Origin of the sequence: Asaia prunellae JCM 25354, from assembly GCF_000613885.1 — a bacterium.
Classification (GTDB): Bacteria; Pseudomonadota; Alphaproteobacteria; order Acetobacterales; family Acetobacteraceae; genus Asaia; species Asaia prunellae.
The window spans coordinates 56,655-77,767 of sequence record NZ_BAJV01000008.1 but is presented as its reverse complement, the minus strand read 5'-3'; the positions used below and the strand labels follow the sequence as shown (position 1 = coordinate 77,767).

Annotated in this window: 23 protein-coding genes and 2 pseudogenes; 9 read left to right on the top strand and 16 right to left on the bottom strand. The window is 56.9% G+C overall.

Annotated features, from left to right (window positions below; translation table 11 throughout):
- Positions 1–8 precede the first annotated feature (8 nt).
- On the bottom strand, positions 9–395 hold the full coding sequence (locus tag JCM25354_RS22440) for a hypothetical protein (protein ID WP_025885659.1): 387 nt from the start codon (positions 393–395) through the stop codon (positions 9–11).
- A gap of 137 nt (positions 396–532) precedes the next feature.
- On the opposite strand from JCM25354_RS22440, the gene alkB reads away from it, so the two are divergent.
- The 7 genes and pseudogenes from alkB to JCM25354_RS08170 all read left to right on the top strand — a co-directional run bounded on the left by alkB (position 533) and on the right by JCM25354_RS08170 (position 9,356).
- A complete protein-coding gene (gene alkB, locus JCM25354_RS08205; protein WP_025885658.1) occupies positions 533–1,189 on the top strand; it encodes a DNA oxidative demethylase AlkB in 657 nt (218 codons plus the stop codon).
- A 62-nt stretch (positions 1,190–1,251) separates the two neighbouring features.
- The gene (locus tag JCM25354_RS08200) at positions 1,252–2,646 is read left to right on the top strand and encodes a class II 3-deoxy-7-phosphoheptulonate synthase (RefSeq protein WP_025885657.1); all 1,395 of its coding nucleotides are present in this window, start codon (positions 1,252–1,254) and stop codon (positions 2,644–2,646) included.
- Positions 2,643–3,847 (top strand): annotated as a pseudogene (locus JCM25354_RS17610) (nicotinate phosphoribosyltransferase). The gene JCM25354_RS08200 and the pseudogene JCM25354_RS17610 overlap by 4 nt, the downstream one beginning before the upstream one ends.
- A complete protein-coding gene (locus tag JCM25354_RS08190; RefSeq protein ID WP_025885656.1) occupies positions 3,844–4,218 on the top strand; it encodes a hypothetical protein in 375 nt (124 codons plus the stop codon). Before JCM25354_RS17610 ends, JCM25354_RS08190 begins: the two are co-directional and overlap by 4 nt.
- Positions 4,218–4,976: a hypothetical protein gene (locus JCM25354_RS08185; protein WP_025885655.1), complete on the top strand. Its 759-nt coding sequence runs from the start codon at positions 4,218–4,220 to the stop codon at positions 4,974–4,976. The genes JCM25354_RS08190 and JCM25354_RS08185 overlap by 1 nt, the downstream gene beginning before the upstream one ends.
- A 74-nt stretch (positions 4,977–5,050) precedes the next feature.
- The gene (gene gltX / locus JCM25354_RS08180) at positions 5,051–6,385 is read left to right on the top strand and encodes a glutamate--tRNA ligase (RefSeq protein ID WP_025885654.1); all 1,335 of its coding nucleotides are present in this window, start codon (positions 5,051–5,053) and stop codon (positions 6,383–6,385) included.
- A gap of 700 nt (positions 6,386–7,085) precedes the next feature.
- Positions 7,086–9,356, top strand: coding sequence for a TonB-dependent receptor (locus JCM25354_RS08170; RefSeq protein WP_025885652.1), 2,271 nt, complete (start codon positions 7,086–7,088; stop codon positions 9,354–9,356).
- Positions 9,357–9,436: 80 nt separating this feature from the next.
- Here the strand turns inward: JCM25354_RS08170 and JCM25354_RS08165 are convergent, their stop codons facing one another.
- From JCM25354_RS08165 to JCM25354_RS08155, 3 genes are all read right to left on the bottom strand, one after another.
- On the bottom strand, positions 9,437–10,249 hold the full coding sequence (locus tag JCM25354_RS08165) for a CDP-alcohol phosphatidyltransferase family protein (protein WP_084294681.1): 813 nt from the start codon (positions 10,247–10,249) through the stop codon (positions 9,437–9,439).
- Between the two features lie 111 nt (positions 10,250–10,360).
- On the bottom strand, positions 10,361–11,038 hold the full coding sequence (locus tag JCM25354_RS08160; protein WP_025885650.1) for a phosphatidylserine decarboxylase: 678 nt from the start codon (positions 11,036–11,038) through the stop codon (positions 10,361–10,363).
- 31 nt (positions 11,039–11,069) lie between these two features.
- Complete coding sequence (locus tag JCM25354_RS08155) at positions 11,070–12,077, bottom strand: methyltransferase domain-containing protein (protein ID WP_148301445.1); 1,008 nt, start codon at positions 12,075–12,077, stop codon at positions 11,070–11,072.
- On the opposite strand from JCM25354_RS08155, the gene gloB reads away from it, so the two are divergent.
- Together gloB and JCM25354_RS08145 are read left to right on the top strand one after the other, a co-directional pair.
- The gene (gene gloB / locus JCM25354_RS08150) at positions 12,065–12,784 is read left to right on the top strand and encodes a hydroxyacylglutathione hydrolase (protein WP_025885648.1); all 720 of its coding nucleotides are present in this window, start codon (positions 12,065–12,067) and stop codon (positions 12,782–12,784) included. The two genes, JCM25354_RS08155 and gloB, sit on opposite strands and share 13 nt — an antisense overlap.
- A gap of 17 nt (positions 12,785–12,801) precedes the next feature.
- Positions 12,802–13,401, top strand: a complete 600-nt coding sequence (locus JCM25354_RS08145) for an HAD family hydrolase (protein WP_025885647.1) — start codon at positions 12,802–12,804, stop codon at positions 13,399–13,401.
- On the opposite strand, the gene JCM25354_RS21065 is transcribed toward JCM25354_RS08145, so the two are convergent.
- The 12 genes and pseudogenes from JCM25354_RS21065 to JCM25354_RS08095 all read right to left on the bottom strand — a co-directional run bounded on the left by JCM25354_RS21065 (position 13,382) and on the right by JCM25354_RS08095 (position 21,026).
- A complete protein-coding gene (locus JCM25354_RS21065; protein WP_148301444.1) occupies positions 13,382–13,513 on the bottom strand; it encodes a DUF2474 family protein in 132 nt (43 codons plus the stop codon). The genes JCM25354_RS08145 and JCM25354_RS21065 overlap by 20 nt on opposite strands.
- Before the next feature lie 12 nt (positions 13,514–13,525).
- Positions 13,526–14,548: a cytochrome d ubiquinol oxidase subunit II gene (gene cydB, locus JCM25354_RS08135; RefSeq protein ID WP_025885646.1), complete on the bottom strand. Its 1,023-nt coding sequence runs from the start codon at positions 14,546–14,548 to the stop codon at positions 13,526–13,528.
- A 73-nt stretch (positions 14,549–14,621) separates the two neighbouring features.
- A pseudogene (locus JCM25354_RS08130) lies at positions 14,622–15,965 on the bottom strand (cytochrome ubiquinol oxidase subunit I); the annotation flags it as partial.
- 256 nt (positions 15,966–16,221) lie between these two features.
- Entirely contained in the window at positions 16,222–17,058 is an 837-nt protein-coding gene (locus tag JCM25354_RS08125) for a hypothetical protein (protein WP_025885644.1), read from the bottom strand.
- Positions 17,059–17,388: 330 nt separating this feature from the next.
- Positions 17,389–17,970: a lysophospholipid acyltransferase family protein gene (locus JCM25354_RS17605; protein WP_369345752.1), complete on the bottom strand. Its 582-nt coding sequence runs from the start codon at positions 17,968–17,970 to the stop codon at positions 17,389–17,391.
- Positions 17,868–18,143, bottom strand: coding sequence for a hypothetical protein (locus JCM25354_RS23420; RefSeq protein ID WP_369345754.1), 276 nt, complete (start codon positions 18,141–18,143; stop codon positions 17,868–17,870). The genes JCM25354_RS17605 and JCM25354_RS23420 overlap by 103 nt, the downstream gene beginning before the upstream one ends.
- A 225-nt stretch (positions 18,144–18,368) precedes the next feature.
- Positions 18,369–18,959: a YdcF family protein gene (locus JCM25354_RS08115; protein WP_025885643.1), complete on the bottom strand. Its 591-nt coding sequence runs from the start codon at positions 18,957–18,959 to the stop codon at positions 18,369–18,371.
- On the bottom strand, positions 18,956–19,339 hold the full coding sequence (locus JCM25354_RS08110; RefSeq protein WP_159103468.1) for an FtsX-like permease family protein: 384 nt from the start codon (positions 19,337–19,339) through the stop codon (positions 18,956–18,958). The genes JCM25354_RS08115 and JCM25354_RS08110 overlap by 4 nt, the downstream gene beginning before the upstream one ends.
- Entirely contained in the window at positions 19,336–19,863 is a 528-nt protein-coding gene (locus JCM25354_RS21355; RefSeq protein ID WP_025885641.1) for a hypothetical protein, read from the bottom strand. The genes JCM25354_RS08110 and JCM25354_RS21355 overlap by 4 nt, the downstream gene beginning before the upstream one ends.
- Complete coding sequence (locus tag JCM25354_RS23415) at positions 19,860–20,108, bottom strand: FtsE family protein (protein WP_369345751.1); 249 nt, start codon at positions 20,106–20,108, stop codon at positions 19,860–19,862. Before JCM25354_RS23415 ends, JCM25354_RS21355 begins: the two co-directional genes overlap by 4 nt.
- Complete coding sequence (locus JCM25354_RS17600; protein ID WP_369345750.1) at positions 20,075–20,593, bottom strand: cell division ATP-binding protein FtsE; 519 nt, start codon at positions 20,591–20,593, stop codon at positions 20,075–20,077. The genes JCM25354_RS23415 and JCM25354_RS17600 overlap by 34 nt, the downstream gene beginning before the upstream one ends.
- Positions 20,594–20,612: 19 nt before the next feature.
- Positions 20,613–21,026: a hypothetical protein gene (locus JCM25354_RS08095; RefSeq protein WP_025885640.1), complete on the bottom strand. Its 414-nt coding sequence runs from the start codon at positions 21,024–21,026 to the stop codon at positions 20,613–20,615.
- Positions 21,027–21,113: the final 87 nt, after the last annotated feature.

Sequence of the window (21,113 nt, the reverse complement as noted above, 5' to 3'; positions counted from 1 at the left end):
GTTAAGGGTTAGCGTGGGGCTACCCAGCCATTACCGGTCGCATCACCAAGCTGGCCACTCTGAACCGGGCTGCTGTTCGAATACGCTGTCCCGAACTTGCTGAGATCAGCGCCGGTTACGGCATCACGCTGAATGTTGTCGGCATGGTCCGGATCCGGACCGTGATTGAATTCGGTGCTTGGCGTTTCCTGATAACCGGGTGGGAGCGAATGGCGTCCCTTGGCGGTCAGGTGTTCCCCTTTGCCACGATACTCCACACCGGTATCATTGGTGCTTGCCTGGGGCGCATGAGCATCGCTCGGGGCATTCTGTCCCGTGAACTGGGCCCAGGCCGTTCCTGCCGGCAGAACCAGAAGTGTAGCGGCCAGAAAAGCGCCGCGTCGGAGCTTTGCCATCGAAGCATTCCCTTGCAGTTTCGTCCCGTTACAAATGACGTAGAGGGACGGTGGTTGCCAATTCGGAAATAAGCCCGATCTCTGGCGCTGATAGAACGTCAAGTAAGCGGTGAGGCTGGAGGCGGCAAGAGGGTTTTATGATGGATGACCTGCTTGGCCCGCTCAGAGGGCCGGAGACCTTGGCGCCAGGTGCCATTTTCCTGCCGGGCGTTGCGATATCGCGACAGGAAAGGATGATGGTGGAGATAAGGCAGATCATTGCCTCAGCCCCGCTTCGCCGTCTTTCAACTCCGGGCGGAAGGCGGTTCTCGGTAGAGATGACAAATTGTGGCAATCTGGGCTGGCTCTCTGACGCATCAGGCTATCGCTACGAATCCCGGGATCCAGTCACGGGCGCCTTATGGCCTTCTATTCCCGGAGGATGGATCACATTTGCGGAGGAGATGGCGGCAAGGGCAGGCTATGCAGCGTTCCGCCCACAAGCCTGTCTCATCAATCGATATGCAGCTGGTGCCCGGATGGGGTTGCATCAGGACCGCGATGAGACGGCGCTGAATAATCCGATCGTCTCTGTTTCTCTCGGTGTCGGGGCCTATTTCCTGTTTGGTGGCGCCAAGCGCGATACCCCCGTCAGGAAGCTGCGCCTGCTCAGTGGCGATGTGGTTGTATGGGGAGGGAGGTCGCGTCTTTTTTATCATGGCGTGGCGCCACTTCCTGCGGATGAGCATCCTCTGACCGGTGTCTATCGCTGGAATCTGACCTTCCGTCGTGTGACCGTCCCGGATAGGCCCTAGGCGGCACGATTAATCCGCTTCATACTGGTCACCCTCTTTTCTGTCTGAAGGAAGACGCACTCATGCACCCGAACCGCGAACCCGCCCTGAACGCCGGCTGGACGCCGTCGAGCTGGCGGTCGCACCCCATTCGCCAGGCGCCTCAATATCTGGATGCAGCCGCGCTCGACTCAGTCGAAGCCCGTCTGCGGCGATATCCGCCACTGGTGTTTGCGGGCGAGACGCGGCGTCTGAAAAGCCAGCTTGCCAAGGCAGCTCGCGGTGAGGCGTTTGTATTGCAGGGCGGGGCCTGTGCCGAGAGTTTCAACGAGTTCACGGCCGATATCGTGCGCGACACGTTTCGTGTGTTGTTGCAGATGGCAGTTGTCCTGACCTTTGGTGCCAAGGTGCCGGTCATCAAGATTGGTCGTATGGCCGGGCAATATGCCAAGCCGCGCTCATCCGATACCGAGACGCAGGATGGTGTGACGCTGCCATGCTATCGTGGTGACATCATCAATGGGCCTGAATTTACTGAAGCTGCGCGCATTCCCGACCCGGCGCGCATGGAAACGGGGTATTTCCAGTCGGCTGGTGTCATGAACCTGCTGCGCGCCTTTGCCTCAGGCGGTTATGCCAACCTGCACGAGGTGCATCGCTGGAATCTGGGCTTTGTCAAGCGTTCGCCTCTGGCAGAGCGTTATCAGGATCTGGCACAGCGTATTGATGAAACCCTGTCTTTCATGGGCGCCTGCGGTTTCAATCAGAGCGCACCCCAGATCAACGAGACAGAATTCTATACCTCGCATGAAGCGTTGCTCCTGCCTTATGAGCAGGCGCTTACACGTATCGATAGTCTGAGCGAGAACTGGTACGATTGCTCTGCACATTTCCTGTGGATCGGCGATCGTACGCGCCAGCCTGATGGCGCCCATGTCGAGTTCCTGCGTGGCGTCGGCAATCCGATCGGCATCAAGGTTGGCCCGACCACCACGCTTGATGATCTTGAGAAGCTGCTTGATATCCTCAATCCACGGGATGAAGCCGGACGTATCACCCTTATCTCGCGTATGGGGGCCAGCAAGGTGGGTGATTTCCTTCCGCCCCTGCTCGACAAGGTTCAGGCGAGTGGCCGCACCGTCACATGGTTGTGCGATCCGATGCATGGCAACACCATCAGCACGGCAGACAAGGTCAAGACGCGCTCTTTTGACTCCATTCTGAATGAAGTGAAGGGTTTCTTTTCCGTCTTCCAGCAGGCCGGGCTACGTCCTGGTGGCATTCATATCGAGATGACGGGTCAAGACGTGACCGAATGTGTGGGCGGTGCCCAGTGCCTCACCGAGGCCGATCTGGCAGGACGTTACGAGACTTTCTGCGATCCGCGCCTCAATGCCGAACAGTCTCTTGAAATGGCCTTTCTTCTCGCCGAGGAACTGACAGGTCACTTCCGCGATCATGGAGTACTCAGGGGATGAGCCGCAGCGTGGCTGATGAGGAACGCGCCGCCATAGGCGCTGCCCTCAGCCCGAAACTCGCTCTGAACCAGAGCGAGATCGCGGCGCGTACCGACGCCTATTTCAATCGCACTCAGGCCATTGTCTCGCATTTTGGCGAATGTGAAGTCACTTACGCAATCTTCATTCGCAGACCTGTTATTGCTGCCCATGGGCTGATGATCGCATGGCTTGAAAATGTTGCGCGCGAACAGGGTTTTTCGGTCAGGATCGATATTGTCACGCCCGAAGGCAGCTGGGTTGGTGCAGGCGAACCGCTGCTTTACCTGACCGGCCCCTTTACACGTATGGCCCCTCTGGAAACCTTGCTGCTTCAGAAGCTGGGCTCTGCCTGCGTAGCGGCTCATAACGCCTATCAGATGGCTCTCGCCCTGCCTGACGCCGCCTTCATGGCGATGGAAGCCCGTCACTGCGCCGGGTTCGAAATGCAGGAAATCATGGGTTATGCAGCCTCTGTCGGTTCGCGCGCTGCACAGCGTGAGGGGGCCAGAGGCTTCATAGGCTCTGCCAATGATATAACCGCCCCGTTCTTTGGCTGCGAACGTGGTCTTGGCACCATGCCTCATGCACTGATCGGCTATGCGGGTTCGACCCTGCGTGCGGCTGAGATGTACCATGAGGTCTATCCCCAGGATCCGCTGGTGGTGCTGGTTGATTATTTCGGGCAGGAGATTACCGACGCCTGGCTGTCTGCCGGCGCTTTCCTGAGCTGGCAGCACAGGGGCGTATCAGCGTGCGCCTGGATACCCATGGCGGGCGTTTCATTGAAGGGCTTGATCCCCAGTCATCCTACGGGGTTCTGGAACGCCATACACCGGGTACGATCAGGCGTTATCGTTCCGATCATGAGCTGAAAGATCTGGTGGGAACAGGTGTTTCGGCTGCGGCAATCTGGTGGATGCGTGAATCGCTCAACGAAGCCGGATTCCCTGAGGTAAAGATCATCGTCTCGTCCGGCTTCGGTCTCGAGAAATGCATGACCATGCGTGACTCGCATGCGCCTCTTGATGTCGTTGGTACGGGATCTTTCATTCCTGTCAAATGGAACGAAACCTATGCAACCGCCGATATCGTTGCTTACGACGGCGAAAAGCGGGTGAAAGTCGGACGAGAGTTTCTCCTGCAGAAAGTTGTCGCCAAAACGAAGGAGAGCGAAGCGTGAGCAGTTCTGAAGCAGAGCCCGATCGCGGCTGGTTTGTCCGTATTCTTGATAATTCGGGTGGTGCGGAAGAAGGGATCGTTGAAGAGGTCAAGGACTTTCAGGATCTTGCCCACGCCAATGCCTATGCGCGCGCTTATGTGCGTGACAGCGTTGAGCGATGCAGGGTAGGCGGCGCTGTCGGTCGCGAGGTGCTGGAATCCTGGTTCTCGTTCGGAGAAGATGCGATTGTGGTCGAAGCCGGTGACGATGGGTGGAAATCGGCCTCGGAACTTGAAGATTTCGCGGCCACACCCGCGACCCCTATGGAGCGCGACTGGCGTACACTCGATCCGCGTCGTCTCGTCGAAGATGATGAACAGGTTGAGCTCTGATGACAGTTGATCGCCGCAGGATTCTTCTGACCGCGCTCGGGCTTGGTGCGGCTATGCCGCTTGAGGGTTTTGCAGCTGCGACGCTGACACCCTCACCACAGCCACAAAGCGGACTATCTGCCCTGAGCCGCCAGCTTGCGGTCCTGCCGCGCAGGCGCGCATTCAGGACACTGCCGCGTTTGCTTGATCACCCCGATCTTTGGGATGATGTCGCTTTTGACGCCTTACTGACCTATCGTGGTGCTCAGAAAATGCTGGGTACGGGCACGTCCCTTGAGGGAAAATGGGCAGTCGAGGCTCAGAATCTGCTCAATGCAGAAGTCTTTTCTTTCGTACATCCCGACGCCCTGCTGGTCATGGGCTTGTGGGGTGAAGCCCAGCTTGCACTCTATAACGAAGCGTCCTGGGCACATTTCAATCTCGCACGTCTCGTGACGCCTGGTCAGAATGCCGCTTCCTTGCATCAGACTCCGGCAGGTACATCACGTCATCATCAGGATGAGGAGGGCGTTTACGGAGCTGCGGGGCGCAGCATTCCTGCGCTTCAGGCGCGCGGTGTGGTATTTCTGGCCTGCCACAATGCAGTCTGGGCACATGCCGGTCGGCTGATTGCTCTTGGTGCCGGACCTGCCGGACTGACCCAGGAACAGCTTGCTGCCGAACTGACCAATGCTCTTGATCCCCGGGCAATTGTCACACCGAGTGCTCTGGGCGCTGTGGCTGAGTTGCAGCGGGCCGGGTTTTCAAGGATTTTCTGAAAAGCTTTCTTTTCTGAACGGTCGGGTGTGCGGAGGCTCTGGCAAATTGCCTGCGTGCTTGGCATAGAAGCAGCATGAAACTGCGCTTCGCTCCCAGCCCGACCGGCTATCTCCACGTTGGCAATGCCCGTCTGGCCATCGCCAATGCCTTGTATGCCCGCAACCATGGCGGCAAGTTCCTGCTTCGTATCGACGACACGGATGTCGAGCGGTCCAAGCCGGAATATGAGCAAGGGATCAAGACGGATCTTGAATGGCTCGGTCTGAACTGGGACGAGACCGCTCATCAGTCCGAGCGTCTTGATCGTTACGCTCTTGCTATCGAGGCGCTCAAGGCATCAGGTCGGCTCTATCCCTGTTTTGAAAGCGAACTGGAGCTGGCTGCCAAGCGTGAGGCACGGCTCAAGGCCCGCAAGCCGCCCATCTATGATCGTGCCATGCTGCGTCTGACACCCGAACAGCGCGAACGTGCCGAAGCCAATGGCAAGACACCTTACTGGCGTTTCCGTCTTTCGGATGGTCATAAAAGCTGGCGTGATCTTGTCATGGGGGATCTGTCGGTAAAGCTCACGGCCATCTCCGATCCGGTTCTGGTGCGTGCTGATGGTACCGTACTCTACACCCTGGCTTCGGTCGTAGATGATATGGAGCTGGGCGTAACCCACATCATCCGGGGCGAGGATCATATTACCAATACAGGTGTGCAGCTCGATATCATCGAGGCACTCGGGGGACGTCCCAATCGTTTTACCTTTGCCCATCTGCCGCTCCTGCTTGATGAAGGTGGAGGAAAGCTCTCCAAACGTTTCGATTCCCTGTCATTACGTGCATTGCGCCATGACGGAATGGAACCCCAGGCAATCGTGTCCTATCTGTCCAAGATCGGCAGCTCGGACGATCCGGTGCCCATGACACTGGCACAATCGATTGCCAGTTTTGACCTGTCTCATGTGTCGAAATCGGCGGCACGGTTCGATATGCAGCACCTGCTTGGCCTCAACCGTCGTCTGCTGCATGGCATGTCTTTTGAACAGGTGCAGGACCGTCTTCCTGAAGGCGCCGATGAGGCATTCTGGAACGCGATCCGCGGTAATGTCGACCTGACGGGTGAAATTGCTTTCTGGTGGGATGTGGTGCGGGGAGAAATTTCACCTCCCTCTTTGCGCGATGAAGCAGGTTTTCTGGAGCAGGCCGAACAGACACTGCCTCCGGAGCCCCTGAACGCCGACAGCTGGAAGCTCTGGACCAGTGCCTTGAAAGAGGTTTCAGGACGCAAGGGCAAAGCGTTGTTCCATCCTCTTCGTCTGGCTTTGACGGGTGAAGAGGCCGGGCCGGAACTGCATGCGCTTCTGCCATTGATGGGACATGAGCGCGTTATCAGGCGCCTGAAGGAAGCGGCTCTGAGCTAGAAGGAAGGAAGCATCCCCTTGGCTCCAGCACCGTCGAGCCAAGGATGCAGTTCGTCCTCAGATCTCTCGTGTTGGTCCGGGTCCGTGTCAGAGACGGTGTCTTATCCGTGCGGCCGATACAAAACCCGGGAAAAGAAGATAAAGCCGGAAGATGTCAGGAGATAAGTGAGATAGTATGCACTTATCCAATCCGATCTATATGCATAATACGCTAAACGTTTACATATTATTAACAATTATCGTTCGATATTAAATATGAAAACAAAGAAAAACTAATATTAAATATTAAAGTCGTTTCAATATATATTTAATAATCCATACTTGTTTCGACACAAAACTGTTCCGAATTCGCTCTAAATGAAATCCGCCGGGTCAATTCCTGCGCGGTCAGCGCCCCGGTTTTTTTTGCGGATTGAATGAAGCCGGGTGTTTCGGTCGGGAAAAATCCGATCGGATGCGGGCGGGAGACATGTTTGTGTTGAAAGGTAAAAGACTGTGCCTTGTGTTCACGTTCCTCTGCTGCACCGGCTCTGCCTATTCTGCGACTAAAAGCGAAAAGCCCCGCGATGGTGGGCAGGTCTCGGCCATGCGTGCTCGAAATGCAGGCAAGGAGAGGCCAGTAAAGCATTCCAAGAAAGTCTCAGCGGTATCCTCTCCTGCGGCAGGTTCTGGTAAAGCAGGCTCTGCGGTCGCCCATAAAATGTCCGCGCACAAGAACATTCCCGAGAGTATTGATGTAATGGCGCAGAGGCACACGAGAGATGTGCAGAAAGAGCCGGCTTCGGTCACTGTTTTTTCAGCCAGGCAGCTTGCCAATCGTCACGTGGTTTCGCTTACGGATCTCGGTGATGGATCGATCCCTTCCTTGCGTATCGCGCAGTTTTCAGGACGCAATTCGGCCCTCGTCGTCAATATTCGTGGGGTCGGGGTACTTGGTGACAGCAATCAGCCTGCCCGTGATCAGGGGGTAGGTGTCTATATTGATGGTGTTTACATCGCCCGTCCCCAGGCGCTCGGCACGGCGCTTTTCGACGTGGAAAGCATGGAAGTTCTCAAAGGCCCGCAGGGTACACTTTTCGGGAGAAATACCGAAGCAGGTGCCCTTAATATCATTACCCGTCGACCGACGGGTAAATTCGGTATGCGCCTGCTGGGCGGGTTCGGAAACTACAACAGCAACAAGGGTGAACTTCATCTTGATCTGCCGGCTTTTCATGATCTGGCGATCAAGATCGATGCGGTAACGGCCCATCGTGCACCACTGGTGGACAATCCCATGCCCAATACGGGCGGTTTTAATCAGTACGACAAGCACGGTTTTCACGTTGAAGCGATGTATCATCCGGTCGATAATTTTACGGCCGATTATGCCTATGACAATTCCTATGACAGTACGACAACCTTGTGGATGCAGCTGCTGAAACCGGGCACCAACAGGCTGGCGCAGATTGCACAGCTCCAGACAAGTCGGGCCAAAAAGGCCTTCATCGGCGTGCCGGAAGAGCCCAGTATTGGCAAGACCAACGGGCATCGCATGACGCTCGATTACAAGGCCATTCCGCAATATCTCTCATTCCGCTCGATCACGGCCTATCGTGAGCTGAGTCAGAGTCAGTTTGATAACGGCATGGCTGCAGGAAGCTTGTCCAATACGACAGGAAATTTTACGGGTATGAACTTCGCCCGTAACTCGCTTGCCGGTTTCTGGCAAAACCAGATCAGTCAGGAAATACAGGCCTTCGGCCATACAAAGCGGTTGAAATATCAGGCCGGTTTTATCTATTTCCGCGAACACGCCTCTGACAATGCACAGGCTTTCTATACCAATCAGTCCACCAACATAGCTGGCAGTGACTACAAACTTCTCAGCGGTCCCGCCTATGAGGACTGGAGCCTGCAACCTATTGATCGTGCCAGCCGGGTAACTTCCAAGAGCTGGGGTGTCTATGGCAACGCGGTCTACACACCGCGCATTCTCTGGGACAAGTTGCATCTGACAGCGGGGCTGCGCTGGTCACATGACGGCAAGCACGGCACACTGACGACGGTCAATAACCAGCTTCCGGTCAATACGGCTGGCGTTTCCGGTCCAATTGACTTCAATGCTGGATGGTCACGTGTCGATCCTCTGCTTGAGGTCAGTAGTGATCTGACCAGGCACGTGCTGCTCTATGGAAAATGGAGCACAGGCTACAAACCCGGTGGCGCCAATTCACGCGCGCAGGACTATGAGGCTTTTGGTCCGGAATCGGTCTCTATGTTCGAATTCGGGTCAAAAACCGAGTTTCTCGATCAGAGAGTGCGGTTCAACGTCGCCGGGTACTGGGGTGATTATAAAGATATCCAGGTTGATTTCAGCAAACCCTATCAGATCGGCAATCAGCTTACGACCCGTACAACAACGTCAACCATCAATGCACCGGGCCATGGTGATCTGAGTGGTGTCGAGGCTGAGCTGAATGTTTCACCGATGCGCTATCTGACCGTGGGCTTTTCGTACGCTTATAATTACGTGCATATACCGCCCACAGCGAACCCCTATCAGAACTCGCTTGGCGTGATCAGCACCATGCTGGTACCGATCTATCAGAACTATACCCCGGCAAACTCGGGCAGTTTCCAGATTGACTATAGACGGCCTTTCCATGGTTTTACGCTTCTGGCGCATCTCGATGGCAATATTGATAGCGGCTATTATGCCAGTACGACTGATCCGGTTTATCTGGGGATCGGTAATGCCCGGAATGTCTATCAGCCCAAGGGTGAGAGTGGACTGATCGTCAATGGACGTATTGCCATTTCGAATGTTCAGCTTGGCAATACCGGCACAAAAGCGACTTTTTCGCTCTGGTCGCGTAATCTCTTCGCGGAGCAGCATGCTTATTTCAAGACGCTGGGCGTGACGACGGGATTGCAGAGCTATTTCAACGAACCCCGACAATTCGGCGGCCAGATCGAACTGGCATTCTGATTACAGGCTGGCTGGAGCTGGCAGGAGTGCCGCGATGTGGGCGCAGGGAGAGATCCCTGAGCCCATATCTGTAATGAAGATCAGGCTTCCGGGACGTCTTCTGACAGCGCTTCCGCCTGGGCTTTCAGTCGATGAAAACTGCGTCTGCTGAAGGGGAGCATGAGCAGATAGATAAGTCCGGCAGCGGCCAGAGCCAGCCAGGGATCGGCGACAAGAATGGCAGCATAGAGCAATGTGCCGAGCATGAGCGGCAGCACGTAGCGCGCAGCAACCTTGAAGTTCTTGAATGACCAGACAGGCAGGGTCGAGACCAGTAATGCCGCGGTCAGCAGGAGAGTGCCAGCTGCGAGGATAGGCGAGCGTGCCAGTGAATCGAGAAAAGGCCAGTGCATTTTTTCGGCTTCAAGACCAAGAAAGATCGGAAACAGCACGACACCTGCACCAGCTGGCGCAGGGACCCCTGTAAAGAAATTATAGGAGTATTCCGGTTTTTCCTCATCATCCAGGCTTGCATTGAAGCGCGCCAGACGCAGGGCCATGCAGACGGTAAACAGAATGCATGGCACATAGCCATAACGCCCGCCTGTACCATGCAATGTCCAGAGATAGAGCAGAAAGGACGGAGCGACCCCGAAGCATACAAAATCCGACAGGGAATCGAACTCTGCACCAAAGCGCGATGTACCGTGCAAGAGACGCGCAATGCGGCCGTCCAGCCCGTCGATACAGGCGGCGATGACCAGCGCGACGGCTGCATAGGAGAATTGCTGCTCCAACCCGTAACGAAGGCTGCTCAGCCCGGCACACAGTCCCAGCATGGTAAGCAGGTTGGGAATGAGCCGGTTAAAGGAAGGTCCGCGGACACGGACGCGTCGCGGACGGATTCGCCTCAGGCGGCGACGTTTGCGCCCCGGACGGGAGGGGGGCTCTCCAGCAGATCTGGTCGGGGCATCGGACTATCCGGTGCAGGAATGGGGCTGGGGTCCGACACGGGCTTCGATGGATCAGAGATGAGCAATAACGGTTTCGCCGCCAACCATGATCTGGCCGGTGCTGACCAGGGGCGTTACACCCTGAGGCAGATAGAGGTCGGTGCGTGAGCCAAAGCGGATCAGTCCGAAGCGATCGCCGGGTTCTACTGTGCTGCCTTCTTCCACATAGCAGACAATACGGCGGGCAATGAGGCCAGCAATCTGAACGATAGCCATGTGACGTCCGTCTTCAAGCGTCAGACGCACTTCATTGCGCTCGTTCAGGTCCGAGGCCTTGTCCAGACTGGCGTTGAGGAACTGCCCGGCATGGTAGGCGATCTTGGTCACTGTTCCGGAAGCAGGCATGCGGTTGATGTGCACATTCAGCACCGAGAGGAACGTGGCTACACGCCAGACCGGCTCGCTCCCCATACCAAGCGCTGCGGGCGGTGTTGCAAGTTCAACCGACACTACACGGCCATCGGCGGGAGCAAGGGCAAGGTCGGTACGTGCCGGCGGAAAACGCTTCGGATCACGGAAGAAATACAGGCAGAAGGCGAACCCGCCCAGTGCCAGATTGCCGATCAGGCGTGTCGCACGCCAAGGCGTTGCCCGGCCAAGAACGGTCAGACCGCCCGTCAGCGCGAGAAACGGGACAGCGGCGCGGTGAGGCGGCGCCAGAACGGATTTGATCGATTGAATCAGGGACATGAGTGCAGTCTTACGACACCATGGTTCCGGGTCAAGCTTTTGCGTTTCCGGACCCGGATAACGGCCCTCTGGAAAGATCCGAGTAGCCGCTTGCGGAGCCTGCAAGCGTTGTGACGCGTCGGGTGAAATTCAGCGCGGCGCGCTCGGCTTCAACCGGCATGCCCGAATAGAGATCCTTGCAGGCGGTTATGAGATGCACCCCGCCAAGACGACGCCCGAGCAGACTGAAGATGCGATCTCCTGCAAGCCCCGCCCGCTCGCCAAGAGAGAGCAGACGCAGTGGCCCACTGAGCCCGGTTGAACAATGCTCGATGCGGAACAGGGCTCGTTGCAGCACCCTGTCGAGCTGACCTGAGGAAAAGGGGGTACCGTGGCCAAAAGGCAGGGTGTCGTCCTTGGCGGCCAGGCCGGTTCGGTTGGGAACAATCAGCACCAGTCGTCCGTGGTCAGCCAGTACCTTCCAGATCATACGCAGGAGCGGATGCGGATCGACCAGTTCGAGACCATGAACCAGTACGACCAGATCGATGCTGAGATCGTCGAATGGCAGACAATCCGGCGCGACCAGGCAGGCAGGCCAGAGACCGGTTTGCGGGGACTCGTCGTTTCGTCTTCTTGTGAGCGGGGTATCAAGCTGGGCCGAGGCGACCCAATGCGCCATGGCAAGGGCATCCCATTGGGCAAGGACAGGCTGGGCATAGCCCAGCCCCAGAACGCGTAGTCCTTTTGGCTCCGGCAGAATCGGGGCCAGTCTCGACATCAGGAGCGATGTCACCTGCTCTCCACGTCGGCTGGCATAAAACCCGGCGGCATCGGTCGGCACGGGCTGGTTGGGACGTTTCTGCATGGGGGCCAGGTTAGCCCGAACCACAGGCAGGGGCCAGACCCATCCGTCATCGTCAGGAGCAAGAGCAAGAGTGATCGCCTGTATGCACCATCCCCCCGTGCGCTCGAGGGTGAACAGGAGTAACCTGCCCTGCGTTAACGCTATCGATAATGATGTTACGATATGAGGATCCAGTTGCGATGACTCTTGCAATCCGGGCTATTCCCTATGCGCGGGATAATTACGCATGGCTCCTGACCGACACGCAGACAGGCGTTGTCGCCATTGTGGATCCGGGTGAGGCCCCCCCCATCAGCGCTGTGATTGGTGAGGGTCGGCTGGATCTGATCCTCCTCACACATCATCATGCCGATCATATTGGCGGTGCCGAAACCCTGCGTCAGCAATATGGTGCGCGTATGGCTGGCGCTGAAGCCGATGCAGCCCGACTGCCGCCGCTCGATCTGCTTTTGCATGATGAGGATCGTATTGCGGTCGGCCATGAGCTTGGTGAGGTGATCGCCACACCCGGTCATACACGTGGCCATATCGCTTTCTGCTTCCGTTCTGTCCCGGCTCTGTTTTGTGGGGACACGCTGTTCAGCCTTGGCTGCGGACGGCTGCTCGAAGGGAGCGCCGAGGAAATGTTTGCGAGCCTGCGACGTTTCGCTGGGCTGCCTGATGAGACACTGGTCTGTTGCGGCCACGAATACACCGCAGCCAATGCCACGTTTGCCCTGTCACATATGTCCGATAACGCAGCCCTGCAAAAGCGGGCCGAGGAAGTCCGGGCGTTGCGTACGCAGGGTCAGCCTACTCTGCCGGTTACTCTGGGCGTGGAGCGCCAGACAAACCCGTTTCTCATGGCACCTGATATCGAGACCTTCGCAGCTTTGCGTCAGGCTAAGGATATTTTCTGAAAATAGGAGCGACCACCATGGCTCAGTTTACGCTGTCTGATCATGATTTTGATGCAATCATTTTTGATTGCGATGGCACCATCGCCGATACCCTGCCTGTGCATTATCTCACTTTCAAAGAGGCGCTAGGCGAACTTGGTCACACACTCGAGGAAGACTGGTACCACGCCCGAACCGGCCTCTCAGGTGGAAAGCTGTTTGTTGCGTACGAGCAGGCACATGGTGTGACGCTGGACGGGGATGCTCTGCTCAAGCGCAGCAGTGTTCTGTATGAAAACCATCTGGATACGTTGCGTGAGCATGGTTTTACGGCAGATATTGCGAGAAGCCAGTTCGGACACGTACCGATGGCAGTGGCCTCAGCCGGACAGAAAGATGTTGTAAAGGCTACGCTCAAGACACTCGATCTGTTCGAACTGTTCGAGCATGTTGTGACGGTCGAGGATGTCCAACATCCCAAGCCTGCACCTGATCTTTATCTGCTCGCCGCTGAGAAGCTCGGGATTCCCCCGCATCGCTGCCTTGTTTTTGAGGATACCGATGAGGGGCTCGAGGCGGCTCGCGCCGCCGGGATGAACGCCGTAGACGTCCGTCCTTTCACCACTGGTGGAAAATAACGATCTTGATTGCAGTCGCGACCAAGGCAAGGGTCGCGACCCCACCTGCCCAAAGCCCGACGAACCAACCGAGACGGGCCAGGAAGGAAGAAGGTGCTGTTGTGGCAGGCATGGTCAGACTTCCTCAGTGATAGTGATGATCGGCAGTTACTGTGCCGCGGAAGACCCAGTAGGAATAGATCGTGTAAGCCGTAATGATTGGCAACAGGATCGACGCTCCGGCCAGCAGAAAAAGCTGGCTCTCCGGCGGAGATGAGGCCGACCATATGGTGACCGTCGGCGGCACGATATAGGGCCAGACATTGATTCCAAGCCCCGAGAAGCACAGGAAGAACCAGCCTAGCGCGCAGAGAAACGGCGTCAGACGCGTGGTTGCCTTGCGCAGCGACAGGAAGAACAGCGCCGCCAGAACGATCACGGCAACAGGCACTGGCGCTACCCAGATGATTTCCGGAAAATCGGTCCAGCGGTGCATGTAGGTCGCATGCAGATATGGTGTCCAGACGGAAACGATGGCGATCAGCACCAGCATGGCCAGACCGAGCGGAGCCGAAAGCCGCTGCATGACAGCTTTCAGATCGGTCTCTGTACGCCAGACGAGCCAGGTAGCTCCGAGAAGTGTGTAGCCTACGGCAACGGCAAAGCCACAGAAGAGCGGGAAAGGGGCCAGCCAGTCCCAGGCACTGCCGACGAAAACATTGTTTTCGACCTTGATGCCCATGATCAGTTCACCAAGAATGACGCCCTGCATGATGGAGGCCACCAGCGAGCCCAGGCAGAAGGAACGATCCCAGAAGGTCGTGCCAAAAACGCCGCTTGCCTTGACGCGAAACTCAAAGGCCACGCCACGCAGGATAAGTGCGAGCAGCATGAAAAGGATCGGCAAATAGAGCGCAGGCAGGATGGTGCCGTAGGCTACCGGAAACACACCATAGAGCGTGGCACCGCCAAAGATCATCCAGGTCTCGTTACCATCCCAGACAGGAGCGATGGTGTTGACCATGACATCTCGGTGATCCTTGCGATGTTCACCGAGAAACAGAATGCCGATGCCCAGATCGAACCCGTCGAGGCAGACATAGACAAAAATGGCGAAGGCGGCGAGGGTCGCCCAGACAATGGGCAACCAATAGGCGAGGGTGTTCATCGAGACGCTTACTCCGCCGGGTGATGAGAAATTTGTGTGATGCCAGCAGCACGATGCGCTGATCACGCGGGGGTTCGTGTTCGTCCGTGCTGGGCTCCTTGGCGAAATCGCGTAACAGAATGCCGATACCGGCCGTGAAGACGATGAAATAGACGATAACAAATGCCACCATGGAGATTTCCATGTTCGGCAGTGTCACGGGTGACACGCTATCGACGGTACGCAGCAGGCCATAGATCGTGAAGGGCTGGCGGCCGACTTCTGTGGTTACCCAGCCGCAGAGCAGCGCGATGAACCCGGCTGGCGTCATGAGCAGTGCCCCGCGCAGCAGGATCGGATTGGTGTAGAATCCGCCCTTCCAGCGCAGGAACAGCGAGAAGAAGCCAAGCAGCGCCATCAGGCTGCCAAGGGCGACCATCACGCGGAAGGTATAGAATACGACATACATCGGTGCGCGCTGGTCTTTGGGGAAGTCTTTCAGACCGGGCACCTTGCCGTCGAGGCTATGTGTCAGGATCAGTGAGCCGACGAGCGGAATACCGACCTTGTAGCGTGTCACTTCATGTTCCATGTCCGGCACGCCGAACAGCAGCTCGGGTGCACGGCTTTCCGACTCCCAGTCACCTTCCATCGCCGCGATCTTGGCGGGCTGGTATTTCAGCGTGTTCAGGCCATGGGCATCACCGGCCAGAATCTGGAGCGGAGCCACGATGGCGGCCATCCACATGGCCATCGAGAACATGACCTTGACCGCATCGGTCGGCGCACGGTTCTGGCGCTTGGCCTTGAGCAGATGCCATGCGCCTACGCCCCCAACGATGAAGGCTACACACAGGAATGCGGCCAGTGCCATGTGCACCAGACGGAACGGGAAGGACGGGTTGAAGACGATCGCAAACCAGTCTGCCGGCAGGAAGCGGCCTGTGGCGGCATCGATCTTGTACCCTTGCGGGGTCTGCATCCAGGAGTTGGATGCGAGGATCCAGCTCATCGAGATCAGTGTGCCGATCGACACCATGCAGGTGGCAGCAAAATGCAGATGCTTGCCTACGCGGTTGAGACCGAACATCATGACGCCGAGGAAACCGGCTTCAAGGAAGAAGGCGGTCATCACTTCGTAAGCGAGCATCGGACCAAGGATCGGCCCTGCTTTTTGCGAGAATTGCGACCAGTTGGTGCCGAACTCGTAGGACATGACCAGTCCCGAGACGACACCCATGGCGAAGACGACCGAAAAGACGCGCAGCCAGTATTTGAACAGATCGAGATAGACGGGCTTGTCCGTCTTGAGCCAGAGGCCTTCGAGCACGGCCAGAAAGGCGGCCAGGCCGATGGAGAAAGCTGGAAAGACGATATGAAATCCGACGGTAAACGCGAATTGCAATCGTGCGAGGAAAAGGGCACTCAAATCGGGCATTGCAGTGATCCGCGGCCATCAAGGCCAGTCGTGAAGGGGAACTGGAAACAGCTTCCGCCATAAGGCGTCAGCTTCCCCTCCGGTTCATCGAGAATGCCCTGTTATTATCGCGAGAATGTGATTTTGCAATAAATTGTCATTGCTACCCACCTGCAAAGGCAGATCTATCCGGTCCGGTATCCTTACTGTTTGTTCATCCAGAGTCCTGAAAAGAGGTGCATAATCGGGATTGGCGCGAAGCCAGACGGGAGCATGATCAACGCCGAAGCGGGCAAACTCTCTCATGCCGGTTATATGAGCAGAGTGTGCCCGTTCCTTCATGGTCAAGTGTGCCGCGGGCCACACAGGACAGGGGGCCAAGCAGAAAAGAAGCCTCCTGAATTAAATAGCGTCCATTTCCCGTAAGGCCGGAAAAAGAGGAGGACTCCGCCATCAATGGCTGGATCCCTGGTACCGCCACGATCAGACGCAGGTTGCGGGGAGGGGGTAGGAGGGAGAGCAGGGTTCTCAATCGGTTGGCTGGTGTTTTGTCGATGGTGAACTGAGGCATGGCTGTCTCGGCACGTAGATCGACGCCCAGAGCAGTGGCTTGTCTGTCTTCGGATAAAGGCATCAGGATATGTGCCGTGACGTTCTGGAAACTGATCATCTCCACGCCTGGCAGCGGCGCGCCCGCAACCGTCAAAGTGTCTGTCCTGAGCGTTATCTGACCAGATTTCGGTACGAGACGTCCGTTCAGGGTACCGGTGCCCAGGGTGAAACGAGGCCCCCAGTGTATGATCTGTGTGCCTCTGGCTGAGAGCGACAGGGAGAAAGGATGGAGCAGATCTGTACCAAGCGTGATCTGGCTTCCCGCCCAGAACCGGTCATTCGGGCCGGTCAGAAGGGGGCGAACCACCACGATCCGCGAACCCCACGGGCGCCATATCGTCTCTCTTCCCTGCCAGGCGATATGCCAGCCTTGCGGATCGAGGCGGGCAGGGAGGTGGTCTATTTCATACCCAAGGCGGGTTAGCTGCCATGCCTCAATACCCATAGACAGCAAAGACAGGGCTGCAACAAAAACAAGAGCAAAGAAGAGGCGCTTTCGCATCAGGGAAAACATCCCTGATTATTGCAGAGAAATGCATCTCCACTGGTCGATTTCACATGTCTGATGAGAAACAGCACAAATTATCCCCAGAGGTTGCACAATGGTGTTCACGGAAAAGAAAAGACTCTGCGATACAGGGCTATGAAAGCGCAAATGCCTGTGTTAGATGCCCCGGCCTCCATGGTTTACCGGCATGATATCCGGCTAAAACCTAGATTTTCTGGCGATTGTCTCTTGACTCACCTCCCGGGCAGGTTTTCTCGCGACAGAGTGCGACCGGTCAGCTCTATCCCCAGAAGACGCACTGCTTTTACACAGTATCTTTCCTGATCACCGCACCGGGTCCACAGAGTTATCCACAGGTCGGGGCAATCCGTTTTTCTCGCAGAGTGTATCCCAGGAATTATAGATCGACTCGATCAGTGAGAGGCGTCCGGCATTGGCGGGTAAGGGAGCGCCAATGGCAATAACGATCTCACCCGGTGTCATTATCCAGCCTCGACGAGGCCAGTGCTTCCCTGAATTGGTGGCTACCGGGATGACGGGGGCAGCGGCCTGTTTCGCCAGAGCCACAATACCTGGCTGCAGAGGCGCTCGCTCGCCAGGTGTTGTGCGTGTGCCTTCGGGAAAGATGATGATCTGTCTGCCTTCATCGAAATGGTCCTGGGTTGCTTTCATAAGGGAACGCAGAGCCTTGGCTCCGGCAGCCCTTTCAACCGGGACCATACCCGAGAGCAGGAGCATCGGGCCGATGAACGGAATACGTGTAAGCTCCTGCTTGATCACGTAAGCAGGACGCTTGACCAGAGTCATCCATATGAACCCGTCGAAATAGGCCTGATGCTGGGAGGCGATAAGGCAGGCAGTATCAGGCAGGTTTCGGCGCCGATCACGCGCACCCGGATCCGGCAAAATGTTTTCAGACCCAGAAGAGTGAGAGATGACCAGAGTTTTGCATAGCGCAGGGCAGCTTCGTGACGCTTGAAAACACGTATGGGCATTGCACCCAGCCCCATGATCAGGGTCAGGATGACAAAATAGACAATGAAGCAAACGGCGCGTATCCGGTTCATGAACTCCCCCATTTCCGGCTCGGTAACTGATGTTATCAGAGCCTGTTTCCACGCAGGGTTGCAGATCGGGAATGGGCTCGCCTTTGCCGCGTGCTTCTTCCGATCAGACGATTCGACCTGAGTGGAGGAAGCTCTAGAGCAACATGCGTCGTGATGGAATTCCGGGGGGGAGGAATCGATGTCGCTCGAGACCAGCTGGGATGGCAGGTCGCCTCGCCGGTTGACACGTGACACAGATCAGTTTCGGGGTGCGAGATTGGTTCCGCGTGACAGGCCAAGGTGAGAGCCGATCCACTTTATGTATTCGTGCAGCAAAAGCCTGATGGTTGCGCGATCCGGGCTGCGTCTCAAAGCAGGAGATCGTACGGGATAAGGATGTAATGACAAGGTAGGAGCGGCACGATGCAATTCGACCATGGCCCGTCTGATATGGTAACCCGCCGTAACGACGAGCAGGGAACGGATATGGTTTTTTTCAGACCATTCTGCTGTTTCCGAGCCGTTACCTATGGTTGAAATGGCTCGGCGGCCAAGGGTGATGCGTCTGATCAGTTCCGGACTGAGCGTTATGGGAGAATGTTCTGTAAGCTGGTTCAGTGTTGCATGAGGCCCCACGCCGGAAATCAGGAGTTTTTGGCCTATTCCCTTGTCCAGCAGAAGGAGAGAGGCCTCGATACGGTCTCTGCCGCCTGTCAGAGCCACGATACCGTCGCAGGGGACAGGATCAGGGACCGGATGCAGGGCATCGACGCAGAACCACGCAAAACCGGCACACCAGCTCAGGATGAGGAGCACAAGAACAAGTGGCAGGGCGAGCCAGGCTTTCATGGTAGTCTCTGTAGCCAGAGGCGTACTGTCGCCTGCGCCACGGTAAAACTCAGGACAGAAACCAGAACCGGTACACAGGCCAGGGACTGAAACAGTCCCTGTGGCAGCTCTGTCCATATGGCAAGCCACTCGACAAGACTCCGGGGCCAAAGCGAGAGTCCTGCACTCTGATGATCCAGGAAGGGCAGGATCAGGCGGTGCAATACGGCTAGTGTTGCGCCGCCAAGAACTGTGCCGAGAATACCACCAGCCAGGCCCAGTGCCGCACTTCGCCAGGCGATGCGTCGTGCAATCAGGCTGTCGCGGGCCCCGAAACCATGCAGGATCTCGATTGTGCGTCGCCTGGCAGTCAGGGTCATGCGTACCGATAAGGTGGTCACTCCTGCCGTGGCAAAGCCAGCAAGCAGTACTGCAAGCCAGGCGCAGGCTTGCAGGCTTCTGCCCAGCAGAGCCAGCCTTTCACCCCACTGGGCATTTTCTTCCAGAATGGCGGATGGAGCGACTGTATCGAGAATGAGGACAGATCAGTCGCTTTTACACCGTTTTTGCGCGTGATTGCCAGGATGACGGGTAGATCGGAAAGTCCCCCCTGCATGGAGCCAAGAAAGGGACGCAGACTGTCACGTATGCGGACTTCAGGTAGCATTTCGACAGCAGCGATGCCAGGATCGCTGCTCAGAACCGCAATGAGCTTGTCAGCCGTCGCTTTTGCTTCGCCCGTAAAATCCGGTATCTCGATCGTGACTTGCTGAGCAGCACCATCTTCCCATTCACGTGAGAGACTGCGCGCTGCTGTCCAGCCGCCCAGAGCCAGGGCTGCGATAGCAGCAACTGCCGCGATGACCGGAATGAGTCCATGATCGCGTCGACCCAGATGCAGCCCATCAGGCAAGGCCCGGCTCATGGATGTCTGATCCCTGCCGCGATGTCGTCCGATGTGGAATCCATGGATGTCCCTGTGGGGACAGTGCTCGCGAGGCGACCGTTTTTCAGGATAATGCTGGGATAGTCGATGGCACGCAAAAGGGCTTCGTTATGGGTAGCGACAATAACAGTCGTCCCCTGGCGGCTTAGTGCCTGAAGAGCCTCGATCAGTTGCCAGCTCTGGCTTTCAGCTAGGGCATTGGTAGGTTCATCGGCCAGAAGCAATGCAGGCGCGTGACAAGAGCACGTGCAATGGCAACCCTCTGACGCTCTCCTCCTGAGAGCTGTTCTGGCAGACTGTTTTTCTTACTGCTCAGACCCAGCCAATCGAGGATCGAAGGGATTTCTGCGCTGATTGTCTCACGTGGGGTGTCCGAGAGGCGAAGCGGCAGGGCGATATTGTCGAAGACGTCAAGTTCTGAAAGCAGGCGCAGATCTTGCGGAATGAAGCCGATCTTCTGACGGAGCTGGGCGCGTTGTCGGCGCTTTGCCGTCGCGATATTGATGCCGAGAATATCGATCTGCCCTGTATCGGGTAGGGATTCCATATGCATCAGGCGCAGAAGACTCGATTTCCCTGCGCCGGAAGGGCCTGTCAGCCAGTAGAATCCGCCACGGGGTATATCGAGAGAGATCCCCTGCAGGACGAGGTGTCCTTCAGCCCTGCGGCCCCTGCCATGTCGATAGCTGACATTTCGAAACCGGATCATGGATGTCCTGGCCGAGGAGTTACATATTGCGGGCAGCAACGGCGGAAATTGTCGCGCCGAATGCTGCGATTGCCATGAGCAGGAAGCCGTCGAAAATCAATCCGCCAGCCGTCATGACGTGGCTGCCAATCGCAAGATGGGACGGAATACTACCCACAACATGATTCATCACGTCCTGCGCTTGGGGATCACTGGCCACACCGCCAGTGGTGATGGCTGAAAGTGCATGAGGCAGGGCCATCCAGCCAATGCCGATCACCAGACAAAGGGGAGCCAGGACTTCGGCGACTTGCTGCGCAAAATAGAAGGCGAAATAGCAAATGGCCCAGAACGTCGTCCGGATGACACCGAAGCCGGAACTGTGCTGCCGGGTTTCGCGGTCTTCGCTTGCCTGAGCCAGACGTGACAGGGAAGGGCGAGGCGGAACTTCCATGGGGCGCTTTCAGCTGGGCGTGATCATCAGTATCGAAAGAGCGTCCAGTCGAGGCTGGCCACAATGTCTGTCGTTGAGGTAGCTGCG